Source organism: Corynebacterium sp. A21, from assembly GCF_052266655.1.
Lineage (GTDB): Bacteria > Actinomycetota > Actinomycetes > Mycobacteriales > Mycobacteriaceae > Corynebacterium.
In genome coordinates, this window is sequence record NZ_JBQPQY010000013.1 from 39,920 (window position 1) to 58,425 (window position 18,506).

An 18,506-nucleotide genomic window follows, 5' to 3' on the forward strand; every position below is an offset into this window, starting at 1 on the left:
CACTTTCCATCACTGTGCCCTGCGGCACAATGCTTATCTAATTCTGCATGGTCTCAATTGTGCCCTGTTTTAATCCGGAACCATACATCGCGGGGTCCAACACACGTGCGTATCGACGCCGCGCCCAACCCGGGCCTGTGCCGGGGCTTGGGACCGGCTGAAAATATCCGGCACACCTGGACTTTTCAGCACAAAAGCCCCGCGGCCCGCCGAAGCGGAACGAAGGGCTGAGCAGGCATGGCCGCTCCTACTGCTGCTGTGCCAGGTAGTTCTTGCGGCTGACACGGCGGGCGATCTTGCCACTGGAGGTACGCGCGATGGCACCGGGCTCTACGATCCGGATCTCCTCCGGCACTAGACCATGGGCACCCGAGATGGCGGTGCGGATGGCCGCGACGGCGGCCGCATCATCAGCGGCATCCTTGCCGTTGTCACGCTCGGCGATGATGATCAGCTTCTCTACGTCATCACCTTCGATGGAGAAGGCTGCCACGGAATCCGGGCGGATGTGCGCGGAGGCCTGGTTGACCGTGTATTCCACATCCTGCGGGTAGTGGTTACGGCCGGCGATGACGATCAGGTCCTTCAGGCGGCCGGTGATGTAGATTTCACCGTCAATGATGGCACCCAGGTCACCGGTGGCCATCCAGCCGCTGTCCGGGGCACCCGCCGCGCGGGAGTTCTCCGCCAGGCGCTCACCCAGGGTGTTCTGGAAGGTATCTGCGGTGTCCTCCGGGCGGTCCAGGTAACCGGCGGCCATGTTCTGGCCGTGGGCCCAGATCTCACCGACGAGACCATCAGCGATCTCAGCGCGGGTCGCCGGATCCACCAGGGTCAGGACCTGCGGGCTCACCACCTGACCGTTGGAGGTGAAGACCACGGCATTCTCATCCTCGGCAGCGATGACCTCGGCGCGGCCCTGTGCCAGGGCATCGCGGTCGAAGCTCGCGAAGACCGGGCGGTTCGGGGTCTGCGGGGTGGTCACCAGCAGGGAAGCCTCGGCCAGACCATAGGAGGGACGCAGCACATCACGCTTGAGACCGAAGGCCTCGAAGGCATCGGCGAAGGACTCCACCGACTTCTTGCTCACCGGCTCGGAGCCGATGATGATGCCGTCGACGGCGGAGAGATCCAGCTGCTCGCCCTCTGCCGGCTTGCCATAACGGACAGCCAGCTCCAATGCGAAGTTCGGGACCACGGTGTAGAGGTTCTTATCGCTCTCACGGCGGTTGAGCTGGGAGACCCAGCGGGAGGGCTGCTGGATGAAGTCACGCGGACTCATGACCTCGTTCTGCAGACCCAGGATGGTGACGAAGGCAGCCAGGATGATGCCCATGTCGTGGTGCAGGGGCAACCAGGACACCAGCCGCAGCGGCATCTTCAGCTGTGCGGCGGTGAAGATCTGCAGCACGTTGGTGAGGATGGAGCGGTTGGTGAGGATGACACCGGCGGGGTTACGGGTGGAACCCGAGGTGTACTGCAGGAAGGCCGGCATATCGATCGGCATGACCTGCGAGGAAGCCATGACCTGCTGGCCGGCCAGGGTGGTCATCGGGTTCTGATAACTGGTGGCGAGGGCATCCGGCAGGGAATCCACGGAAAGGATGCGCGGACGCTCCCGGGAGGGGGTCTTCGCGAAGTGCTCACGCACGGCGGCGGCCGAGTTGGAGTTGGTCAGCACGAACTTCGGCGAGCAGTCACCGATGACGGCGTCGAGGTGGTCGGCGTGGCCCGGCTCAGTCGGATCATAGAGCGGAACCGGAGTCATGCCAGCATAGAGCGCACCAACAAAGCCGAAGATGTACTCCGGGCTATTGTTGGCCAAGATAGCCACGCGGTCACCCATCTTGCCCACCTGCTGCAGGCGGGCCGCCACGGATTTGATACGGGTATTGATCTCGGTGCGGGTGAAATCCACGGCTTCACCTTCGCGGGAACCGGAGAAATCCCAGAACCGCAGCACCTTACGGTCACCGCCGCCTTGGGCAAGGTCCGCCTGGTACATCAGTTCCGCCAGACCCGAGAGGGTCAGCTGCGGGGCAAGGGCGATCTCGCCCTTGTCATTGAAAAACTGGCCCATGGCCGCTTGCAGATCCATGCTTCTCCTCTAGTCCTCGCGTGGGGTGTCCACCACGTCATCATCCACGACATCGTCATATTAATAACGATTTGTTACTTTTGACTTTGAAATATAGCAGCTCAGACCATCCCCGCCATAGCCGAGATGATCTCATTCCCGATGCTATCGCTACTGCTGCAGCAGTTGGGAAGCCCAGTCCACGAGCCACTGATTTGTGGTCGTTCCGGGGATCACATCGGGGTTGGTGGCGTACATCGCATGCACCCCGTTCGCCGCGACCAGGGCCTGCGCCCTGCCGATCGCATTACCGGCATCGCGCGGGGCATCGCAGATCGAATCATCCGGGGCACAGATCTCATAGACCCGGTCATTGAGCTCACCGAAACCACCTTCCCGGGGACCACGCATGGTCGCCCCGGGGACCACCGCCTGAACCAGGAGGTTCAGCGATTCCAGGGTGATCTCCGCGCCGACGCCGTCGACCTGGACACCCGGGACCTGGCCCACACCAGGTTCCCGACGACCGTCCGCAACCAGGGCGACACCCCTGATCCGGTCGGCCGGGACCACGCCATAACCATTGCCGATCTTGCTGGCAAGATCACCGAGGAGCACCGCGCCCTGCGAGAAGCCGGCGAGAATGAAATCGGTCTGCGGGCACTCGGCATGGGTGGCTGCCATCTCCGCCTCCACCTTGGCCAGCCCCTCATTGCGCGAGTCGTCATAGGACATCTCCTGCTGCGCATTGATATTCCGGAACTGTGCGGTGTACGGCAGCGTCCACACCTCAACCTGATCCGGGTTGAAGCGCTCCTGCAGCGGCTGAGTGACGCTCAGCATGAAGGACCAGGGGTTGGCGGTCGGGTTGTGCGGATCATCGTTGGGAGCGGACTCCCAGGTGCCCGGTGCGGAGATCACCTGGACGTCGATGCACCCTTCCGGTTGCTCAGTGGTGGTCTCGCCGCCGCCCAGCGGCGGCAGCGGAGTCTCAACAGAACCCCGCTGCCACTGCATAATTCCGACACCGATCAACACCAGCACAACCAGCACGGCCAGAACCGTGAAAACTTTCTTCATCGTTCTAGCAGTACGCTGACTCGGCCGCAGATTCAATCAGCGTGGCCGCCTCCTCCGCCGGCAGCTGGGTCTTACCCTGCTCCACCAGCTGGCCGGCCACCGCAGGTACGATGACGTTTTCATTGCCACTCTCGACTGATTCACAGACGGTGGCGGCAGCGCCGATCAGCTGTTCCTCCACGCCGGTGATATCAATCTCACCCTCGGCGACCTCCCCGAGGAAGGCCTCTTCCTCGGGGGAACGCTCGATGGTCTGCTCCGGGATCTCCTCGATCTCCTCCGCGGCACCATCCTGCGGCAACGGCTCCGGCCGGACCGGTGCATTGGTGCCCGGGGCGGAAGTGGAACCGCTGGCTTCGCTGGCGGAGGTGGACGCGCTGCTGGCGGAAGACGTTCCAGACTCCCGCGTCAGCGGCGCCACTGAGCTCAGCTCCGTGGCGGGATCATTCTCGACGGTCGCATCGCCACCGCAGGCCGCGAGGCCCAGGGCTGCGACACAGGTGATGAGCAGGCTGGCGTACTTCCGGGAATTCCGCACTAGTTGAGCTCCTCCTCGACCTTGCCGTTGACCTGGCGGATCGTGCCATTCTCAAACTCGACGATCTCGCCGCCGAAGAGGATGCCGGTCTGATCGGCGGTCGGGAAGCCGAACTCACCCTGCTCCCAGCCCTTCGCACCCCAGGCGTTGAAGATATCGCCGGACTTGATGAAGTGGGCGCCGGTGTCCGCGGACCAGTAGATGGAGCCATTCTCGAACTCCTGGAAGGCACCGCCATTGACGAGCTTCTCATCAGAGATCGGGTAGCCCAGCTCCGAGTTGGTGGTCTCCAGCTCCTTGTACTTCTGGGCGATAACGCCACGGACCCAGTAGTTCTCATTATCCGGGGTGCGCACGACATAGCCGTTCTCGAACTCCTGGATGAAGCCACCCTTGGACTCGGTGGCCTCGGCCACCGGGTAGCCCAGGTCGCCACCTTCCCAGCCGATGGTGCCCCAGTGCTGGAACATATCGCGCGGGATGGCGTAGGCACCGGTGGCGGCGGTCCAGTAGATGGAACCGTTCTGGAATTGGACGTAGCGGCCCTGGCCATCCGGGGTGGTCTGCTCACCGGAGGTCGGGAAACCGAGCCAGGAGCCCGCGCCGCCGAGCTCGGAGTAGCGGGCGTTGATGCGGCCGAAGAGTGCCTGGGCACCGGTCTCCGGGGACCAGTAGGCGGTGCCAGCGCGGAAGTCCTGTGCCTTACCGGCACCGTCGGCGACGTCGTACTCGTTGTTCACGCAGGAGCCGATGATCCCGGAGGCGGTGGCGTCGCCGATGGCGCCGACGGCGGTGCAGTCAGCACCACGGTCTTCCGTTGGGACGTTCAGGGCGTCGGCCATGTGCGGCCAGGCCTGGGTCATCTCGTACTGCCAGTACTCCCAGGAGTGCACGCCGGAGGGGCGGAAGTTGGCGATGACGTTGATGCCCTCGGCCTCCGCGCGGTTGACGAAGGTCTGGGTGGACATCCGGGCGATGACCTCCAGGCCCTTACCGGCATAGTTGGCCGGCCCCTTGGCCACGGAACCCGGACGGCCGAAGTCGTCGGTGCCGTTACCTGCGGAGACGTAGACGGGAATATCCTGCAGCCCGGCGAGGCCCAGCTTCGGGTCGTGGTCGATCCAGTCCTGGGAGCCGACCGGGCCCCACATCTTAGCGGCGGTGTATCCGCCGGCATCCTGCTGCGCGGCGGAGATGGCAAGCGGCATGCCGGGGGTGGTGGTGTCGAGGTAGCCGGAGAAGGAACCGACGAAGTCGAAGAGCTGCGGGTGGCGCTCAGCCAGGTTGACAGCCGCGGTGCCACCCATGGAGATACCGGTGACGGCACGCTCACCATTGGAGCGGAAGCCGTTCTCCAGGACCGGAACCAGCTCATTGGTGAGGAAGGTTTCCCACTTGTAGTGCTTGCCGTTGTCGGGCTGCTGCCAGTCAGAATAGAAGGAGGACTCGCCACCGACCGGCATGATCACGTTGACGTTCTTGTCGGCGTAGTACTGCTCGATGTTGGTCTCGATGGTCCAGCCGGACTCGTCATCGCGGGCGCGCAGACCGTCCAGGGCCCACACCTCCGGGAAGTCGCGGTCCGGGCTGGACTGCCAGTCACGGGCCAGCAGCATCTGGACCTGGATCGGGGAATCCGGCATCGCCGCGGAGTTGATGAAGATGGAGATGTGGCGGTTGGTGTACCACTCGACGCGGTCGATGGAGACACCTGCGGGCAGGCCTTCAACCTCCGGGTATTCGGTGTTGATCGGGGACCGCTCCGGCGGGGTGTCACTCTGCAGGTAGTCACTGAGTCCGCTGGACCCACCCGAGGAGCCGGAGCTCTGGGCCATGGCGGGACCGGCGGCCAGGCTCAGGGAGAGGGCCGCGGCGGTAGGGACGGCGGCAGCGGCAATCCAGAGGGAGCGCTGCCGGGAGAAACGGGATGCGGTGTCGCGCATGTATCTGTCCTTGTGATTCGAAGTGACTATGAGCAGAGCAAGGGATCCCAGGCGGAAACACGAGTTACCGGTGCAGAACACTGCAATACGCACCGGTCCGCCAACTCCGAGGGTTCCCCTCCTCCGGAATTGGCGGCACCGTTGCCCAGTCTCCAGATCGCCGACCTGGGAGCACTTTATTTGATTGTCGTCTTAGTATCGCCGCTACTGACGTTCTCGTAACATATGTGGGTATGTGTTGAGGCCGTCCGAGCAGTTCACGATCAAGCTTAAGTTAAGGTTGAGACTTTCGAAAGGGACGCGCCGCACAGTGGGGGGATTATCTCAAAATCCATTCGCCGGAATCGCCCCCATATATACAGTGAGGCGGCCGCTTATCGACGCCCCCGGGAACCGCGCCGACCACGACCCGACCGGCACAAAAAGCGCGCCGTGGCGCGCACCCAACACCCACAAACCCCAGGCCACCGGCCCCCCCGCCCAGACGGGGCCACCCGGGGGTGGCCATGTCCGGCATGCCCCCTAGGGTGGCGGTGATCGAAAATACTTTCGACTGAACCGTCACTCTGGGGACCAGATGCACACCACCACCGACACCTTGTCCGACACCCAACTCATCACCACCCTCATCCACCACCACACCGCCTTCACCACCCACAAAGCCACCTTCCTGATCACGCTCGGCGAATTCACCACCCGCAATCTCGCCCGCACCCAAGGATCCAGCACCACCACTGCCTGGCTCATCCGCGAACTCGGCGCCTCCCCACGCACCGCCCAGGAGTACCTCCACATCGCCACCAAACTCCACCGTTTCCCCCTCCTGAGCGAAAACTTCCAACATGCAACCCTGAGCTACTCCAAAGTCCGCCTCCTCCTGCGCTACCTGACCCCCGACAACGAAGAAGAACTCGTCGGCCTCGCCCGCACCCTGACCTACCCCGACCTCGAACACGCCCTCCACGGACGTAAACGCCCCGGGAAAACCACCACCCCCACCGAGTACCTCAACTACCGTGTCTGCCCCGACACCGGCCACATGACCCTCTGGGCACGCCTGAACCCCGACCGGGCCACCGAACTACTCGCCGCCCTGAAAATCGCCGAACTCGCCTCCCACAAAACCATCACCGACTCCGACCTCACCCAATTGACCCTCGATGAACTCGATGAGCGGCTCGACCAGGCCGCCGAGACCCCGGAAACCGTCCCCTCCCACCGGGTCGACCAGACCGAGAATGAAGATGAGCCCGAGGCTGCGGATGAGCCCGGTGCCGGTGCTGAGCCCCAAGCCCCGCCGGAGCCCACCCGGCGTCGTGGTTCACGTTTCGGTCCACCCCGGCACGCCACCCTGCTGCACTCACTGTTCATGATGGTCGCGATGGTCCGGAGCACCCCACGCAGCCAGGTCCGCGCCCCCGGCGCCGAGGTCCACCTCCGGGCCGGGCTCGACGGCCCCGCACATCTCATGGGCCGGGCTGGGGCGGAGCTCAGATACCTCCATCGGGTCTTGCTCAATGCCCACAGCCAGATCGAGGTCATCGATGAACGCGGTGTGCAGATCTTCTGCGGGCGCTCGAAACGAACAGTCAACGCGGCACTGGAGAGGATGCTGCTGGCCCAGTGGGAGGGCCAGTGTGCCACCCCGGGGTGTGTGCACACCCAGTTCCTGGAGTTCCATCACATCCTGGCCTGGGCGGCCGGTGGCGGCACCGATCCCGATAATCTGATCCCACTGTGCTCGGCCTGTCATGCTCTGGTGTCGGCGGGAACGCTGCGGATTGAGATCCACCCGCGGGATCCGGCGGTGCTGGAGTTCTTCTTCCCCGATGGGGTGGTCTACGCCTCGCACCGTCGTGGCGCTGCCGGCCGGGTCGCCGAGGATCAGCGTTATGTTCAGGGTGAGCTTATCTCGGGAGACTCCTTCGATGATGCTGCCCTCGGGACCGCCTAGCGCGCCGCGGCGCGCACCATCGATAAGCAGTAGGTGCAGCGGCGCACCCTCAAAACAAAAGTTCCGCCTGCCGAACCAACGGGTCCGGAGGCGGAGCTTATGAAGCGCGGTGAAAAAGAACTACCAGGCGTTCATCACGTCGAGGACGCGGGGCTTGGTCTTCTCCATCTGGGAACCGAAGTTGGTCCAGTTGTGGATACCGGTGGCCGGATAATCCTCGGTGAAGTTCAGCCCCTCAGCCTTGGCCTTCAATGCCCAAGCCGTGGTGGAGAGGCGGGCGAGCATCTCAAGCGGCATACCGGAGGCGGTGTACTGGATCGGGTAGTTAGCGTCCTGCGGGCCGGGGAAACCGGAGGCGGCGGAGATGTAGATGTCATCCATGGCCTTGAGCTGACCCATGTTGAGGAAGGGGTCATTCGCGAAGCGGCGCGGGTTCACCATGGAACCGTACATGGCGTTGAGGTTGAAGCCGCCGGCGTCGAGGAGAGCGACACGGAGCATGGTCTGAGCGCCGGGCAGGGTGGTGGTGAGGTAGCCGGACCAGGACATCGCCTGACGGAACTGGTTCGGGTGAGCGGCAGCCAGGTTCAGGGCAGCGGTGCCGCCCATGGACAGTCCAGCGATCGAGTTGTTGCTGGGGCTGACGCCGAAGTGCTGCTGCAGGTAGCCCGGCAGCTCGGAGGTCAGGAAGGTCTCCCACTGGTAGTTGACCGGGTTGTTCAGGTCATAGGTGGCTGGGCCTTCCCAGTCAGCGTAGAAGGAAGCTGCGCCGCCGACGGGCATCACCAGGGTGATGTTGTGGTCGGCGTAGGTGGCCGGCGCGGACCGGTCGACGGTCCAGGCGTTGGCGTTGTTGGTCGCGCGCAGTCCGTCCAGCAGGTAGAAGCCGGCGTTGCCGCCGCGGGCGGCCGGCTGGATCTGAACGGTGATGTTGTGACCGGTCGCCTCGGACCAGACATCACAGCGCTGCACCCACCACTGGTGCGCATCCCACTCGCAGGCGCCGTTGGCATCCGGGCGCAGCCAACCGCGGTTTGCGGAGGCTTCACCGGCCGATACCACCATGAGGCCCAGGGCGATCACCACAGCCACGAGGGCTGCGATGCTCTTGCGTCCCAGGGAACGCATATCGGTCCACGTTGTCATGCTTCTCCTCGACTCAATTCACTACTTCCATCTCCTGTCCGCCTTCGGTGGCAGACACGACTTTCACACTGTCCCCTAATCGGGCGACAAAAGGCGAGCGTTACATGATCAATCAGATCGGACGAACCAATCAATCAGGCCTGTACCCGACCCAGCCTTTCGCCAGTCGGGAGACAGCCTAAACCATTAAGGCAGAAAATACTCAGTCGTTTGTTATCGGAACGTGACTTTAAGGTGCGGTTTCCAACCTCTCACCTCTGCTGATCCAGGTTTACTGATATTGGCCACATAATCTGCGAAGCCTCAGAAACCTGGCCGTCTTGCATTCCCGTCAGGTAGTCCTCAGGTTCATCACTGAACTCCAGGGTTCGCCCGGTAGTCAGGGAGAACCTGATATTGCTGAAGAAACGATCCACCGTCATCGGGGACCGGTAAGTCTCGAAAAGCTCCACGAAATCAGGATGGCGCAGTGCCTCACGTGCCAGCTCGGCGTCCTCCGGCTTGGTCCAACCCGGCAGGGCGGAAATCTCAGTGGCGGAGTCCGCGGCCTGCCAGGCCGGGGAGAGCCACTTATCGTGGCCGATACGCCCATCGTCGATCCGCGGTTGGCGGGCTGCCAGCGGGTTCGACAGACCGACATTGTCGATGACGCGGATATCCAGCGGGGCATTCATCCCGGTCATGCCGAGGTTGAGCATGGACACCGTCGGCGGAATGTCCTGCAGATCAGAGTCCTCCGTCATGCGCGGAATATGGATCCACGACCAGGTGTCCGGGTCACTGCCGGTAGCGATCTGCAGCATCAGGCCGGAGTTCTCCGCATCGGCGGCGGCCACGGTATCGGTGTAGTCCTGCATGATCGGGGCATCGAGGAAATCTGCGGCCACCAGCGGCGGATCACCCGGCTCACGGTCAGTGGCCTGGGTCCAGAAGCCACGCTCATCGACGATGCCCAGTTCCCCGGCGCTATCGGCGATGGGGTGCTCATAATCACCGAGGACGGTGAAAATCGCCCACCCGCCGATGAACAGTGCCCCGACACTGAGGCTCAGGTCATGCCAGCGGGAGGTCCGCGTCAGGTCGAAGACCGGAACCAGCGAGAGCGGCAGCAGGATCGCGAAGAGTGGGAGCAGCAGCATCCGGCCGTGCATGAAGTCGCCTCCGACCCGGATGACATAGATGAAGTGCAGCAGCGCGCAGACGATGACCAGCACCACCACAACCGGGCGGGAACGGCCCCGGAAACGCCCCTGCGGCAACTCCCCCACCTCCGCGAAGGAGGGGCGGCGCGTGGGCTCGGTGGCACGCAACAGCACCACCGCCCCGATGAGCAGCGCCACGGCCAGCGCCAGCCAGAGGGCATAGGGCTCAGTGAGGTTCTGCACGTACTCCCAGCCACTGGCCCAGGCACTATCCGAGGCGGACTTGGCCACCGCAGTGTGTGGGGTGATCAGACCGTAATAACCCATCCGGAAGATCTGGTAGGCGGCGGGCACCGGCAGGGCGAAGGCCAGGATACCGAGCATCACCTTCCAATTCTTCGCGGTGACCATGAGCAGGATGCCGGTCAACCCACCGTAGAGTGCCAGCTCCGGACGGACCAGCCAGCTGATGCCGCACCAGAACGCCAGGAAATACAACGCCCGGTCAAAGCTCGCACCACGGGCATGCCGGCCGACGGGTTTGAGCCGCGGCTGGGACCACTGCGCCAGCAGCAACCAGAGGACCGCCAGCCAGAAGATGGACAGGCCCCACTCCAGCCCGGAGGTGGCGAAGTCCCGGGCGGGGGGAAGCGTCAGGTAGATGATGCCACCGATGGGCACCACCACCAGGGCCTTATTACTGCGGTACATCACCATCGATCCCCATACCGCGATAGCCAGGGCAGCGGTGGTCAACAGCAGTCCCAACCACATCGCGATGATCTCGAGCCGGGCGTCAGTGAACAGCGCCAGGAACCAGATGAGGTACTGCCAGAGGGATGAGGTGTTCGCCTCGACGCGTTCCCCGGCGTTGAAGACGGGGCCATTGCCGGCCAGCAGGTTGCGCACGGTGCGCAAGACAATCAGTCCGTCATCGGAGATCCAGCGGCGGGTCCAGCCGCCCCAAAAAGCGAGAACGATGATCACCAGGGTGCTGAATAGACCTGTGGCCCGCGTCAGAGAGATACCCTGGCGAGCCGGTGTTTTCCCCCGGGAGACCGTTGTCGTCATGGGCGTTAATGCTAGCACCGGCGTTTCCGGTGGCACTCCTGGCTCGCAGGGACCTGCGTGATAGACCCCGGAAATGCTGTGAACCTCCCCGGGATTCGAGGAGGTTCACAGTGAATCACCCGCTGAGAACGGGCCGGATAAGAACAGTGAAGCTAGCCCAACGACGGCACGATGTAGACCGCCATGACGATGCAGGCGACCCAGGCCAGGGCCAGGATCTGCAGCACCCGGTCGCTCAGCGCCAGCTCATCTGGGGCACCGCCTTGACCACGGTCGACATCCGCGGCGAAACGCAGGATGGCGATGGTGAAGGGAACCATGGAGACCTGGTACCAGATGGCGGCGGCGCCCCCGGACTCATTGGAGAGTTCGAAGCCCCAGAGCCCATAGGACATGACGACGGCCGTGGCGGCCAGCGTCCAGACAAAGCGCAGGTAGGTCGGGGTGTAGCCCTGCAGCGAACGGCGGATCTTCGCGCCGGTGCGTTCCGCGAGCAGCATCTCCGCATAACGCTTGCCGGCCGCCATGAACAGCGAACCAAAAGCCGCGACCAGCAGGAACCACTGGCTCAGTTCGATACCGGCGGCGACACCACCGGCCATCGCCCGGAGCATGAATCCGGAGGAGACCAGGGCGATATCGATCACCGGCTGGTGCTTCCAGCCGAAGCAATAACCCAGCTGCAGGGCGATGTAGACGGACACCACGATCGCCAGGCCGAAACCGGAGGATGCCAGGAAGGACAGTCCCACGGCGGCGATGATGAGCACCACCGCCATGACGTAGGCCAGCTGGATCGGCAGCACACCGGCGGCGATCGGGCGGAAGCGCTTGGTCGGGTGGGCGCGGTCGGCATCCACATCGCGGGCGTCGTTGATCAGGTAGATCGAGGAGGCTGCGAGGCAGAAGACCACGAAGGCCAGCACCACATCGAGCATGGTGCGGGTGTGGAAGAGCGCGTCAGCGCCGGCCGCCAGCGGGGCGGCGAGGACAAGAGCGTTCTTGACCCATTGTTTGGGGCGCAGTGCCTTGAACATGCCATCGGCAAGGTTCTTCGGCGGCTTGCGTTTCTTGGAGTCGTCGATTCCTTCGGTATGCGGCTCAGGGCCGCCGAGGAAGCCGGGGTTCTGCGATGTCACGCGTTTCGCCTCTCTATGGTTCGCACGACCTGGGCTGTGGCGGCACCCAGCGCCGCCCCGCCGAGGACATCGGTCGGGTAGTGAACTCCCAGCACCATACGCGAGGCCATCATCACCGGCACACCGGCCAGCGGCAGCGGGCTGCCACTCAGGTGTGCCAGGCTGACGAGCGCCGCGGTGGTGGAGGTCGCATGGGATGAGGGGAAGGAAAGTTGGGAGGGGGTGCCCACGCCGATCTGGATCCGCGGATCATGGGGACGCTTCCGGCGCACCACCCGCTTGAGCACCACGGAGGCGGCATGGCTGGTGAAGGCCGCCGCGCCCAGCGCCACCCACTGCCGACGCCGACGCTTATCGACGACCGCGCCGGCCGCGCCCAGGATGAGCCAGCCGGCGGCGTGCTCACCGAACAGGCTCATCGCCCGCGCGGTGGGAAGGACGCCGGGGGCGTCATGAAGCGCCTGCTGGATACCCACCAGGGCATTAACCTCGGCGGCACTCATGAGAAGATCTCCCCCCAGGACTCACGGCTGGTCAGTCGCGGCTGCGCGGCACGGTAGGCGGAGCGCATCTCAGCAAAGCGCTGCGCCACCTCCTTCTGCAGTCGCAGGGTCTCCGCCAGCAGTTCCTTGGCCTGGGCGCGGTCGCGCTTGCGGTAGACCACGCCGTTGTTGCCGGCGGTGGTCACGGTCGCGCCGTCGACACGCGAGAGCGAGAACCAGCGGGCCTCCGCCGGGGAGAGGTTCACCTGCGGCACCTCATGGTGCGCCGGGTCTTCCTTGGAGAAGGTGTGCTTGAGCCCCTTGGCCAACCAGGCCACCTTCTTGATCTTGGCCAGGCGGCCACCGATGTCCTTGGTGGGCACGCCCGGCGCACCCGAGGGCTTCGGCAGGTTCGCCGCGGAGGGAATGACCCGGGCATCGGAGTATTCCTTGCGGATCGCATTGATCCGCGGCAGGGAGGACTCGAGAATGTCGAAGAGCTGATCCGGGCCGGCCAGGAAGTCCTTCATCGCCTCGATCTGGATGGCCAGCGTCGAGTACTCCAGGCACATGACGTGCTTGAAGGTGGACTTGCGCATGGACCTGACCAGGCCCTCCACCGGACCATCATGGTTCAGGGCGGCGACAATCAGCCGGTTGCGCAGGTGGAAATAGGCCTGCCAGTCGATGGCGTCATCCTTGTCGCCCCAGGACATGTGCCAGATGGCCACGCCTGGCCAGGTGGCGGTGGGGAAACCAGCCTTGCCGGCACGCAGCGAGTACTCGGTGTCATCCCATTTGATGAACAGCGGCAGCGGCTGGCCGACCTGCTCGGCGACCACCCGCGGGAACATGCACATCCACCAGCCGTTGTAATCAACATCGATGCGGCGGTGCAGGTCACGGGAGTTCTTCGCGGTCGGGTCCTTCTCATCCCCCTTCGCGCCCTTGTAGGACAGCGGGTACTCGGCGAAGTTGTGGTCGTAGTCCGAGTGCGGGGCGGCGGACCACATGAAGTCGGCACCGTCGATGACCTCGCCCATGGAGCGCAGCTCGGCGCGGTCCTGCAGGTTGAGCATCTGCCCGCCGACGATGATCGGGGACTTGGCGTAGCGGGCGACCTGGATCGCGCGCAGTACCGAATCCGGCTCAATGGCGATGTCATCATCCATGTAGAGGATGTAGGGGCTCTCCACGGCACCGGCCGCACCCTTGCCGTCGACGCCGCCCAGGGCCTCGAACATGATGCGGGAGTAACCGCCGGAACCGCCCAGGTTGCCCTGGCGGAACTCATGGAAACGCTCCCCGAAGTGGGCGACGGCCGCCTCATAGCCGGGCTCATCCGCCGGGTGCTTATTGCCTTGGTCGGGCATGAGCACGGCGTCGATCGCGGCGTCGACAGTCGGGTCAGAGCCCAGTGCCTGCAGCGCGGCGACCGCATCGGCCGGGCGGTTGAAGGTCGGGATGCCGATGGTGGCACGCGCCTCGAAGGGACCGACCTCGGTGCCGTCCGGCATGATCTGCACACCAGGGGCACGGTCCGCGTACCAACCCGCCTCTGACACAACTGTGCCAGTCTCGGCGGCCAGGTCGAACCAGAGCCAACCGCCGTCCTCGAAGGGGGCCAGCGAGAGATCGAACTCGACCGTGTCATCGCTGACCAGGGTGCCTTCGATGTTGACGCGGGTGCCGTCGATCTTGGAACGGTAGACCTCCACCCGGGCGGTGCCGCTGATCTTCAGCTTCAGGATGACGCTCTCCAGCTGGGACCAGCGACGCCAGTAGCTGGCGGGGAAGGCGTTGAAGTAGGTCTGGAAGCTCACCTCCGCACCGGCGGGGATATCCACACTGAAACGGTCCGCCCAGGACAACCGGTCCCGGTTATGCTCCGCCTCGATGAGGTAGAGCATGCGCACGTCATGCGGTTCGCCGCGTTTGGGGAGCAGGATCCGCTGGAGCTGCTCCACGGCCTGTGACTGCGGGTCGCTGTCGCTCACGTTTGGTTCCATTGCCTTTCGAGGAGTCGACTAAAGATCTGCGGAACCCCAGGGGGTTCCGACACTTAAAATTCCGCAGTGTTGTGATCACGGCGGTATCAACCCATCAGCGTAGTTGCTTGAGACCTGCGGGCCATTTCGGACACGCAACCTGCGATGAAGAACACGCTCCGAAAAGGCATCTCCTTTCGGTTAAGTTCCGCCGAAATCCGCTGACCACGGCCGTTCCGGCGGTACTCTCAGGACCATGGAACCCGCGACCCGAAATGCCCCACACTGGTCCCGATTCAGCCGTGCTTTCGCCCTGGCCGCGGCCGCGGGACTGACCACCGCACCGCTCCTGCTCGGCCTGGGAATCTCCGGTGCCGCCCCTGCCCCCGCCGCGGAGAGCGTACTCGCGCAAGCACCCGCCACCACCGCGGTGGCCGTGGCCATCCACAACCCGGATGGGGAACTCACCGAGGCTGATATCGACTTCCTCACCGAGTCCACCGCAGGCGTGGAGCTGCCAGCCTCAGTGACCACCGTGGACTATCTGATCCTCAGTGAGAACGACGAGAACTTCAATGACACGGTGTTGGAGTACGCCAAGGCCACTACCCCGGAGCTTCTCAATGACACCTCACTTCCGGACGAGGATATGAAGTGGGCCCCCGGGCATCTGATCCTGGCCGTCGGGCTCGATCCACACGCCATGGGCGTGTACTGCGGCGATGATGTCTGCAATGAGCTCGGCATCTATGACCAGAGCCGCCTTGACGGGATCCTTGATCAGATGCGCGAGCCCCTGCGGCAGGGGAACTGGGCCGCCGGCATGCTCGCCGGCACCCAGGCTGCCGCAGATCCCACCGTGATTCGGGAGGACAACAGTCTCAGCGGTGGCGCGGTGGCCGGGATCGTCGGCGGCGTGGCGGTGGCCGGTGGCGCCGTAGCAGCCGCCGGGGTGGGTTACTCCCAGAAGAAGAAGGGCGAAAAGGCCCGGGAACGCTTTGATTATGTCTCCGCCAACTACGGCCGGGTGGCCCAGGAGCTGCAGTCCATCGACATTCGCGCCCACTCCCTGAGCTCTCCCCTGGCCAATGATGCGCTGCGCACCCAGTGGGAGGATGTGAAGGGCCGCTTCCTCGGCCTGCATGAGCAGATGGATCAGCTCTCCGGGTTGGACTCTTCCTCGAAGGACAGTGACTTCCGGAAGAAGGCGAAGGAGATCGAGACCGCCCACGAGACGGTCACCCAGATGGCGACCGCCGAGGAGAATGTCGAGCGACTGGCGAAGATGGAACACGGCGATGAGGACACCCGCCGCCGGGAGCTGACCCAGCTGCACGAAGATACCCTCGAAGCCGAGGTCACCGCCAAGGATTCCGATGGTGCCCTGGCGCAACGGCTACGGGAGCTCGACGGCCGGGTGCTCGCGCTGCGTGGCGAGTTGGCCGCAACCGATTTCATGGACCGCTACGCGGACCTGCTGGCCGACGCCCGGGTGCTCAACGAGGCGGTGCAGCAGGAGATGTACGCCGACCTGGAGCAGACGACCACCCACCAGGCGCCGACGATCTACCAGAGCGGTTGGCAGCCGGGGATCGGCTACCACAATTACGTTCCCTTCCTGCTGTTCAGCACCTGGCACCAGGCCGATTACAGTGCGGCACAATCGGCCGCCTCGAGCTCCAGCCCCTCGGCCAACACCAGCTTCTCCTCCGGATTCTCCGGTGGCGGTGGATCCGGCAGCTTCTAACTCAGGACTTCCCGCAAGAAAGGGTGCCGCAAGGATAAAGGGTGCGCCCGGAGACTTCCTCGTCCTCCGGGCGCACCCTTCATATGTGTTGTGCCTGACTCGTGCCTAGGCGGCGAGCACCTGCGCGGCGGTGCGTGCGGTCATCGGCACGCCCATCTCGACGAGGAGATTGAACACCTGCATCTCGATCTCATCGCAGAGGGTGCGGACCTGTGCCAGGTTGGCAGCCGGGTCATGGCTGAAATCCCAGCGGACGTAGCGACGGCCCGCAAAATCCGGGGTGTCCTCCGCGCCCATCAGGACAATGGCATCAGCGGCGTCGAGAACGCGGGCATCAACCTCCGCCAGGCGGGGACGCGGGGCGTCCAGCTCGCGCTCGGAGAGAATCCACTCAACCTTGAGGTCAGCATCATTTTCCGGATGGCCGGCTTCGGCGGTGGCCACGACGCCGTTGTCACTGAGGTGGCGGGCGATGGCGGCAGCGAAGATGGACTGGCCAGGGTTGGCGCCACTGACGAAGTGGATGCGCTTGCGCGGGGTGCCGATATCTCCCGAGGCCCAGATGTGGTCCTGAATAAGTTCTGCAGCATCGCGGAAGACAAATACCGGCAGGTACGTCGTGATCTTCGCGGTGGCGGTCCGTTCTGCGATCACACCATCCAGAATGGTATCGATGGTCTGACTGTCGCAGACGTGGCCGAAACGGCGGTAAAGATCCAGGCGGACATTGTCGAACTTGTTGATCATCATGGTGATCACCTATCTCTTTCTGAAATGCACGGGGAAGCTGACGGGCCGGTGATTCCAACCCGTCAAATCTATATCTTCTTTTGGTTCCCCTTTGTTAACCTGATGTTCACTTTACATGATCCTCCAGGAAAAGCAAGTCATTTCCGCAGGTCACAACCTTGAGGGTCAAAAATTTCCCCAGAATACCAGCCTGAAATGCACTTTTTCACCCAGCTTCAGCCGTGCCACCCCACCCTCAAATAACGCGCAGACCTGCCGGAACCATGGAAATAGTGACCCGGAAGGGGAAATCCGCCAAGGTTAACGAAAGATGTCCGAGGCCCTACCCCCCAAGACCCCGCCCCCGACGCCCAGCCCCCGACATAAACGCCAGCACAACCAGGACAGCAACACCCCCAGCGCCGCACCCACCAGCACATCACTGAACCAGTGCACCCCGAGATAGAGTCGCAGGAAGGCGACGCCAAAAGCATTGAGCCAGACCAGCCACCTCAGCCAGGCGGGAGCCCGGAACCCGAGAGTGATCACCATGGCCAGGGAGAAGACGGCAATGGCATGCCCCGAGGGCATCGCAAAGGTCTCCTCCACCGCCAGCCGGAACTCCGCCGGCGGCCGCGGGCGGGCGATCAGCATCTTGAGCAGGTGCCCGATCACCGTGGCAGAGAGTACCGCCAGGGCTGGGAACAGCCAGCGGGAAGATCTCCGCCACCACAGAAACAGACTCAGGACCGCCGCATAGAGCACGACCCAGCGGGGCCGGAAGATTTCGGCCCACCAGAGGGCCCAGGCATGCGGCAGTCCCGCCCGAAGCTCAAGGACCGAGCCCCACACCGCGCCATCCAGGCCAGAGATATCCATGACAGCCCAGATTAACTCCCCCGGACATGCCAAAGGGCCACCGGCTTGATACCGGTGGCCCCATGTTCACGCTGCCAGGTTCAGAAACCAGGCGCGGAGATGGCAGGTTTTATGCTGCGCAGGTTTTATGCTGCGTGACCGAAGTCCGCATAGAGGTAGTTCAGGTCGCTGCCGCTCTCGAGCTCAGCGGTGACCCGGCGCTCGATGAGCACCTTACGGAAGGCGCCGATGCCACCCTCGCGGTCAAACTCAGCTGCCACGGAATCGAGCAGGGAATCGATCAGGTGAGACTCCACAGTGTTACCGAAACGTGCCTGGAGGTCCTCACGGAGGCTCCACAGGACGTCCTTGCGATTGCCGGCGGTCTTGTTAATAGGGAACATGTCAGTTACCCCCTCTTTCATTCTGGTTCATGTTGAAGTGCTTGCTGTTAACCTGTCGTTAACTTTAGCGTCATGGGCATGTCATGTGCAACCCGTTTCCCCAGGTCGAGCATCACGAAACCTGCATAAGGCCAGGTCGGGAGGTGAAAAATAGATTGAACGGGCACCCCCACCAGGAGGGGTACCCGTCCAGATTCGGACATGCAGT

The 18,506-nt window shown here is 63.8% G+C and carries 14 protein-coding genes; 2 read left to right on the plus strand and 12 right to left on the minus strand.

Annotated elements, in window-relative coordinates; genetic code table 11:
• Nucleotides 1-247 precede the first annotated feature (247 nt).
• From ACTU46_RS13955 to ACTU46_RS13970, 4 genes are all read right to left on the minus strand, one after another.
• A complete protein-coding gene (locus tag ACTU46_RS13955) occupies nt 248-2,098 on the minus strand; it encodes a FadD32-like long-chain-fatty-acid--AMP ligase (RefSeq protein WP_443382791.1) in 1,851 nt (616 codons plus the stop codon).
• A 150-nt stretch (nt 2,099-2,248) separates the two neighbouring features.
• Entirely contained in the window at nt 2,249-3,157 is a 909-nt protein-coding gene (locus tag ACTU46_RS13960; RefSeq protein ID WP_443382794.1) for a cutinase family protein, read from the minus strand.
• Between the two features lie 4 nt (nt 3,158-3,161).
• Nucleotides 3,162-3,695 carry a DUF732 domain-containing protein gene (locus ACTU46_RS13965; protein ID WP_443382797.1) on the minus strand — a complete coding sequence of 178 codons (534 nt, stop codon included), beginning with the start codon at nt 3,693-3,695 and terminating at the stop codon, nt 3,162-3,164.
• Nucleotides 3,695-5,638 carry an alpha/beta hydrolase-fold protein gene (locus ACTU46_RS13970; protein WP_443382800.1) on the minus strand — a complete coding sequence of 648 codons (1,944 nt, stop codon included), beginning with the start codon at nt 5,636-5,638 and terminating at the stop codon, nt 3,695-3,697. The genes ACTU46_RS13965 and ACTU46_RS13970 overlap by 1 nt, the downstream gene beginning before the upstream one ends.
• A gap of 577 nt (nt 5,639-6,215) precedes the next feature.
• Here ACTU46_RS13970 and ACTU46_RS13975 point away from each other — a divergent pair.
• Complete coding sequence (locus tag ACTU46_RS13975) at nt 6,216-7,592, plus strand: HNH endonuclease (protein WP_443382803.1); 1,377 nt, start codon at nt 6,216-6,218, stop codon at nt 7,590-7,592.
• 120 nt (nt 7,593-7,712) lie between these two features.
• Here ACTU46_RS13975 and ACTU46_RS13980 read toward each other — a convergent pair whose 3' ends face one another.
• The 5 genes from ACTU46_RS13980 to ACTU46_RS14000 all read right to left on the minus strand — a co-directional run bounded on the left by ACTU46_RS13980 (nt 7,713) and on the right by ACTU46_RS14000 (nt 14,581).
• A complete protein-coding gene (locus ACTU46_RS13980; RefSeq protein WP_443382805.1) occupies nt 7,713-8,738 on the minus strand; it encodes an alpha/beta hydrolase in 1,026 nt (341 codons plus the stop codon).
• Between the two features lie 251 nt (nt 8,739-8,989).
• The gene (gene zomB / locus ACTU46_RS13985; RefSeq protein ID WP_443382808.1) at nt 8,990-10,951 is read right to left on the minus strand and encodes a flagellar motor control protein ZomB; all 1,962 of its coding nucleotides are present in this window, start codon (nt 10,949-10,951) and stop codon (nt 8,990-8,992) included.
• A gap of 152 nt (nt 10,952-11,103) precedes the next feature.
• Nucleotides 11,104-12,090, minus strand: a complete 987-nt coding sequence (locus ACTU46_RS13990) for a decaprenyl-phosphate phosphoribosyltransferase (RefSeq protein ID WP_443382810.1) — start codon at nt 12,088-12,090, stop codon at nt 11,104-11,106.
• The gene (locus ACTU46_RS13995) at nt 12,087-12,593 is read right to left on the minus strand and encodes a phosphatase PAP2 family protein (RefSeq protein ID WP_443382813.1); all 507 of its coding nucleotides are present in this window, start codon (nt 12,591-12,593) and stop codon (nt 12,087-12,089) included. The genes ACTU46_RS13990 and ACTU46_RS13995 overlap by 4 nt, the downstream gene beginning before the upstream one ends.
• Nucleotides 12,590-14,581, minus strand: a complete 1,992-nt coding sequence (locus tag ACTU46_RS14000) for a glycosyltransferase (RefSeq protein ID WP_443382816.1) — start codon at nt 14,579-14,581, stop codon at nt 12,590-12,592. Before ACTU46_RS14000 ends, ACTU46_RS13995 begins: the two co-directional genes overlap by 4 nt.
• Nucleotides 14,582-14,816: 235 nt before the next feature.
• On the opposite strand from ACTU46_RS14000, the gene ACTU46_RS14005 reads away from it, so the two are divergent.
• Nucleotides 14,817-16,307 (plus strand): DUF5129 domain-containing protein, encoded by a 1,491-nt coding sequence (locus ACTU46_RS14005; protein WP_443382818.1) that lies wholly within the window; start codon nt 14,817-14,819, stop codon nt 16,305-16,307.
• A gap of 105 nt (nt 16,308-16,412) precedes the next feature.
• On the opposite strand, the gene ACTU46_RS14010 is transcribed toward ACTU46_RS14005, so the two are convergent.
• The 3 genes from ACTU46_RS14010 to ACTU46_RS14020 form a co-directional block, all read right to left on the minus strand.
• A complete protein-coding gene (locus ACTU46_RS14010; protein ID WP_443382821.1) occupies nt 16,413-17,057 on the minus strand; it encodes a three-helix bundle dimerization domain-containing protein in 645 nt (214 codons plus the stop codon).
• A 300-nt stretch (nt 17,058-17,357) separates the two neighbouring features.
• A complete protein-coding gene (locus ACTU46_RS14015; protein ID WP_443382823.1) occupies nt 17,358-17,915 on the minus strand; it encodes a phosphatase PAP2 family protein in 558 nt (185 codons plus the stop codon).
• A 125-nt stretch (nt 17,916-18,040) separates the two neighbouring features.
• Nucleotides 18,041-18,298, minus strand: a complete 258-nt coding sequence (locus ACTU46_RS14020) for a three-helix bundle dimerization domain-containing protein (protein WP_443382824.1) — start codon at nt 18,296-18,298, stop codon at nt 18,041-18,043.
• Nucleotides 18,299-18,506 lie beyond the last annotated feature (208 nt).

Coding starts and splice junctions, on each gene's coding strand:
- ACTU46_RS13980 (WP_443382805.1), bottom strand. CDS start 8,738: ATGACAACGTGGACCGATATGCGTTCCCTGGGACGCAAGAGCATCGCA.
- ACTU46_RS14000 (WP_443382816.1), bottom strand. CDS start 14,581: ATGGAACCAAACGTGAGCGACAGCGACCCGCAGTCACAGGCCGTGGAG.
- ACTU46_RS13955 (WP_443382791.1), bottom strand. CDS start 2,098: ATGGATCTGCAAGCGGCCATGGGCCAGTTTTTCAATGACAAGGGCGAG.
- ACTU46_RS13970 (WP_443382800.1), bottom strand. CDS start 5,638: ATGCGCGACACCGCATCCCGTTTCTCCCGGCAGCGCTCCCTCTGGATT.
- ACTU46_RS13960 (WP_443382794.1), bottom strand. CDS start 3,157: ATGAAGAAAGTTTTCACGGTTCTGGCCGTGCTGGTTGTGCTGGTGTTG.
- ACTU46_RS13975 (WP_443382803.1), top strand. CDS start 6,216: ATGCACACCACCACCGACACCTTGTCCGACACCCAACTCATCACCACC.
- ACTU46_RS14005 (WP_443382818.1), top strand. CDS start 14,817: ATGGAACCCGCGACCCGAAATGCCCCACACTGGTCCCGATTCAGCCGT.
- ACTU46_RS14015 (WP_443382823.1), bottom strand. CDS start 17,915: ATGGATATCTCTGGCCTGGATGGCGCGGTGTGGGGCTCGGTCCTTGAG.
- ACTU46_RS14020 (WP_443382824.1), bottom strand. CDS start 18,298: ATGTTCCCTATTAACAAGACCGCCGGCAATCGCAAGGACGTCCTGTGG.
- zomB (WP_443382808.1), bottom strand. CDS start 10,951: ATGACGACAACGGTCTCCCGGGGGAAAACACCGGCTCGCCAGGGTATC.
- ACTU46_RS13995 (WP_443382813.1), bottom strand. CDS start 12,593: ATGAGTGCCGCCGAGGTTAATGCCCTGGTGGGTATCCAGCAGGCGCTT.
- ACTU46_RS14010 (WP_443382821.1), bottom strand. CDS start 17,057: ATGATGATCAACAAGTTCGACAATGTCCGCCTGGATCTTTACCGCCGT.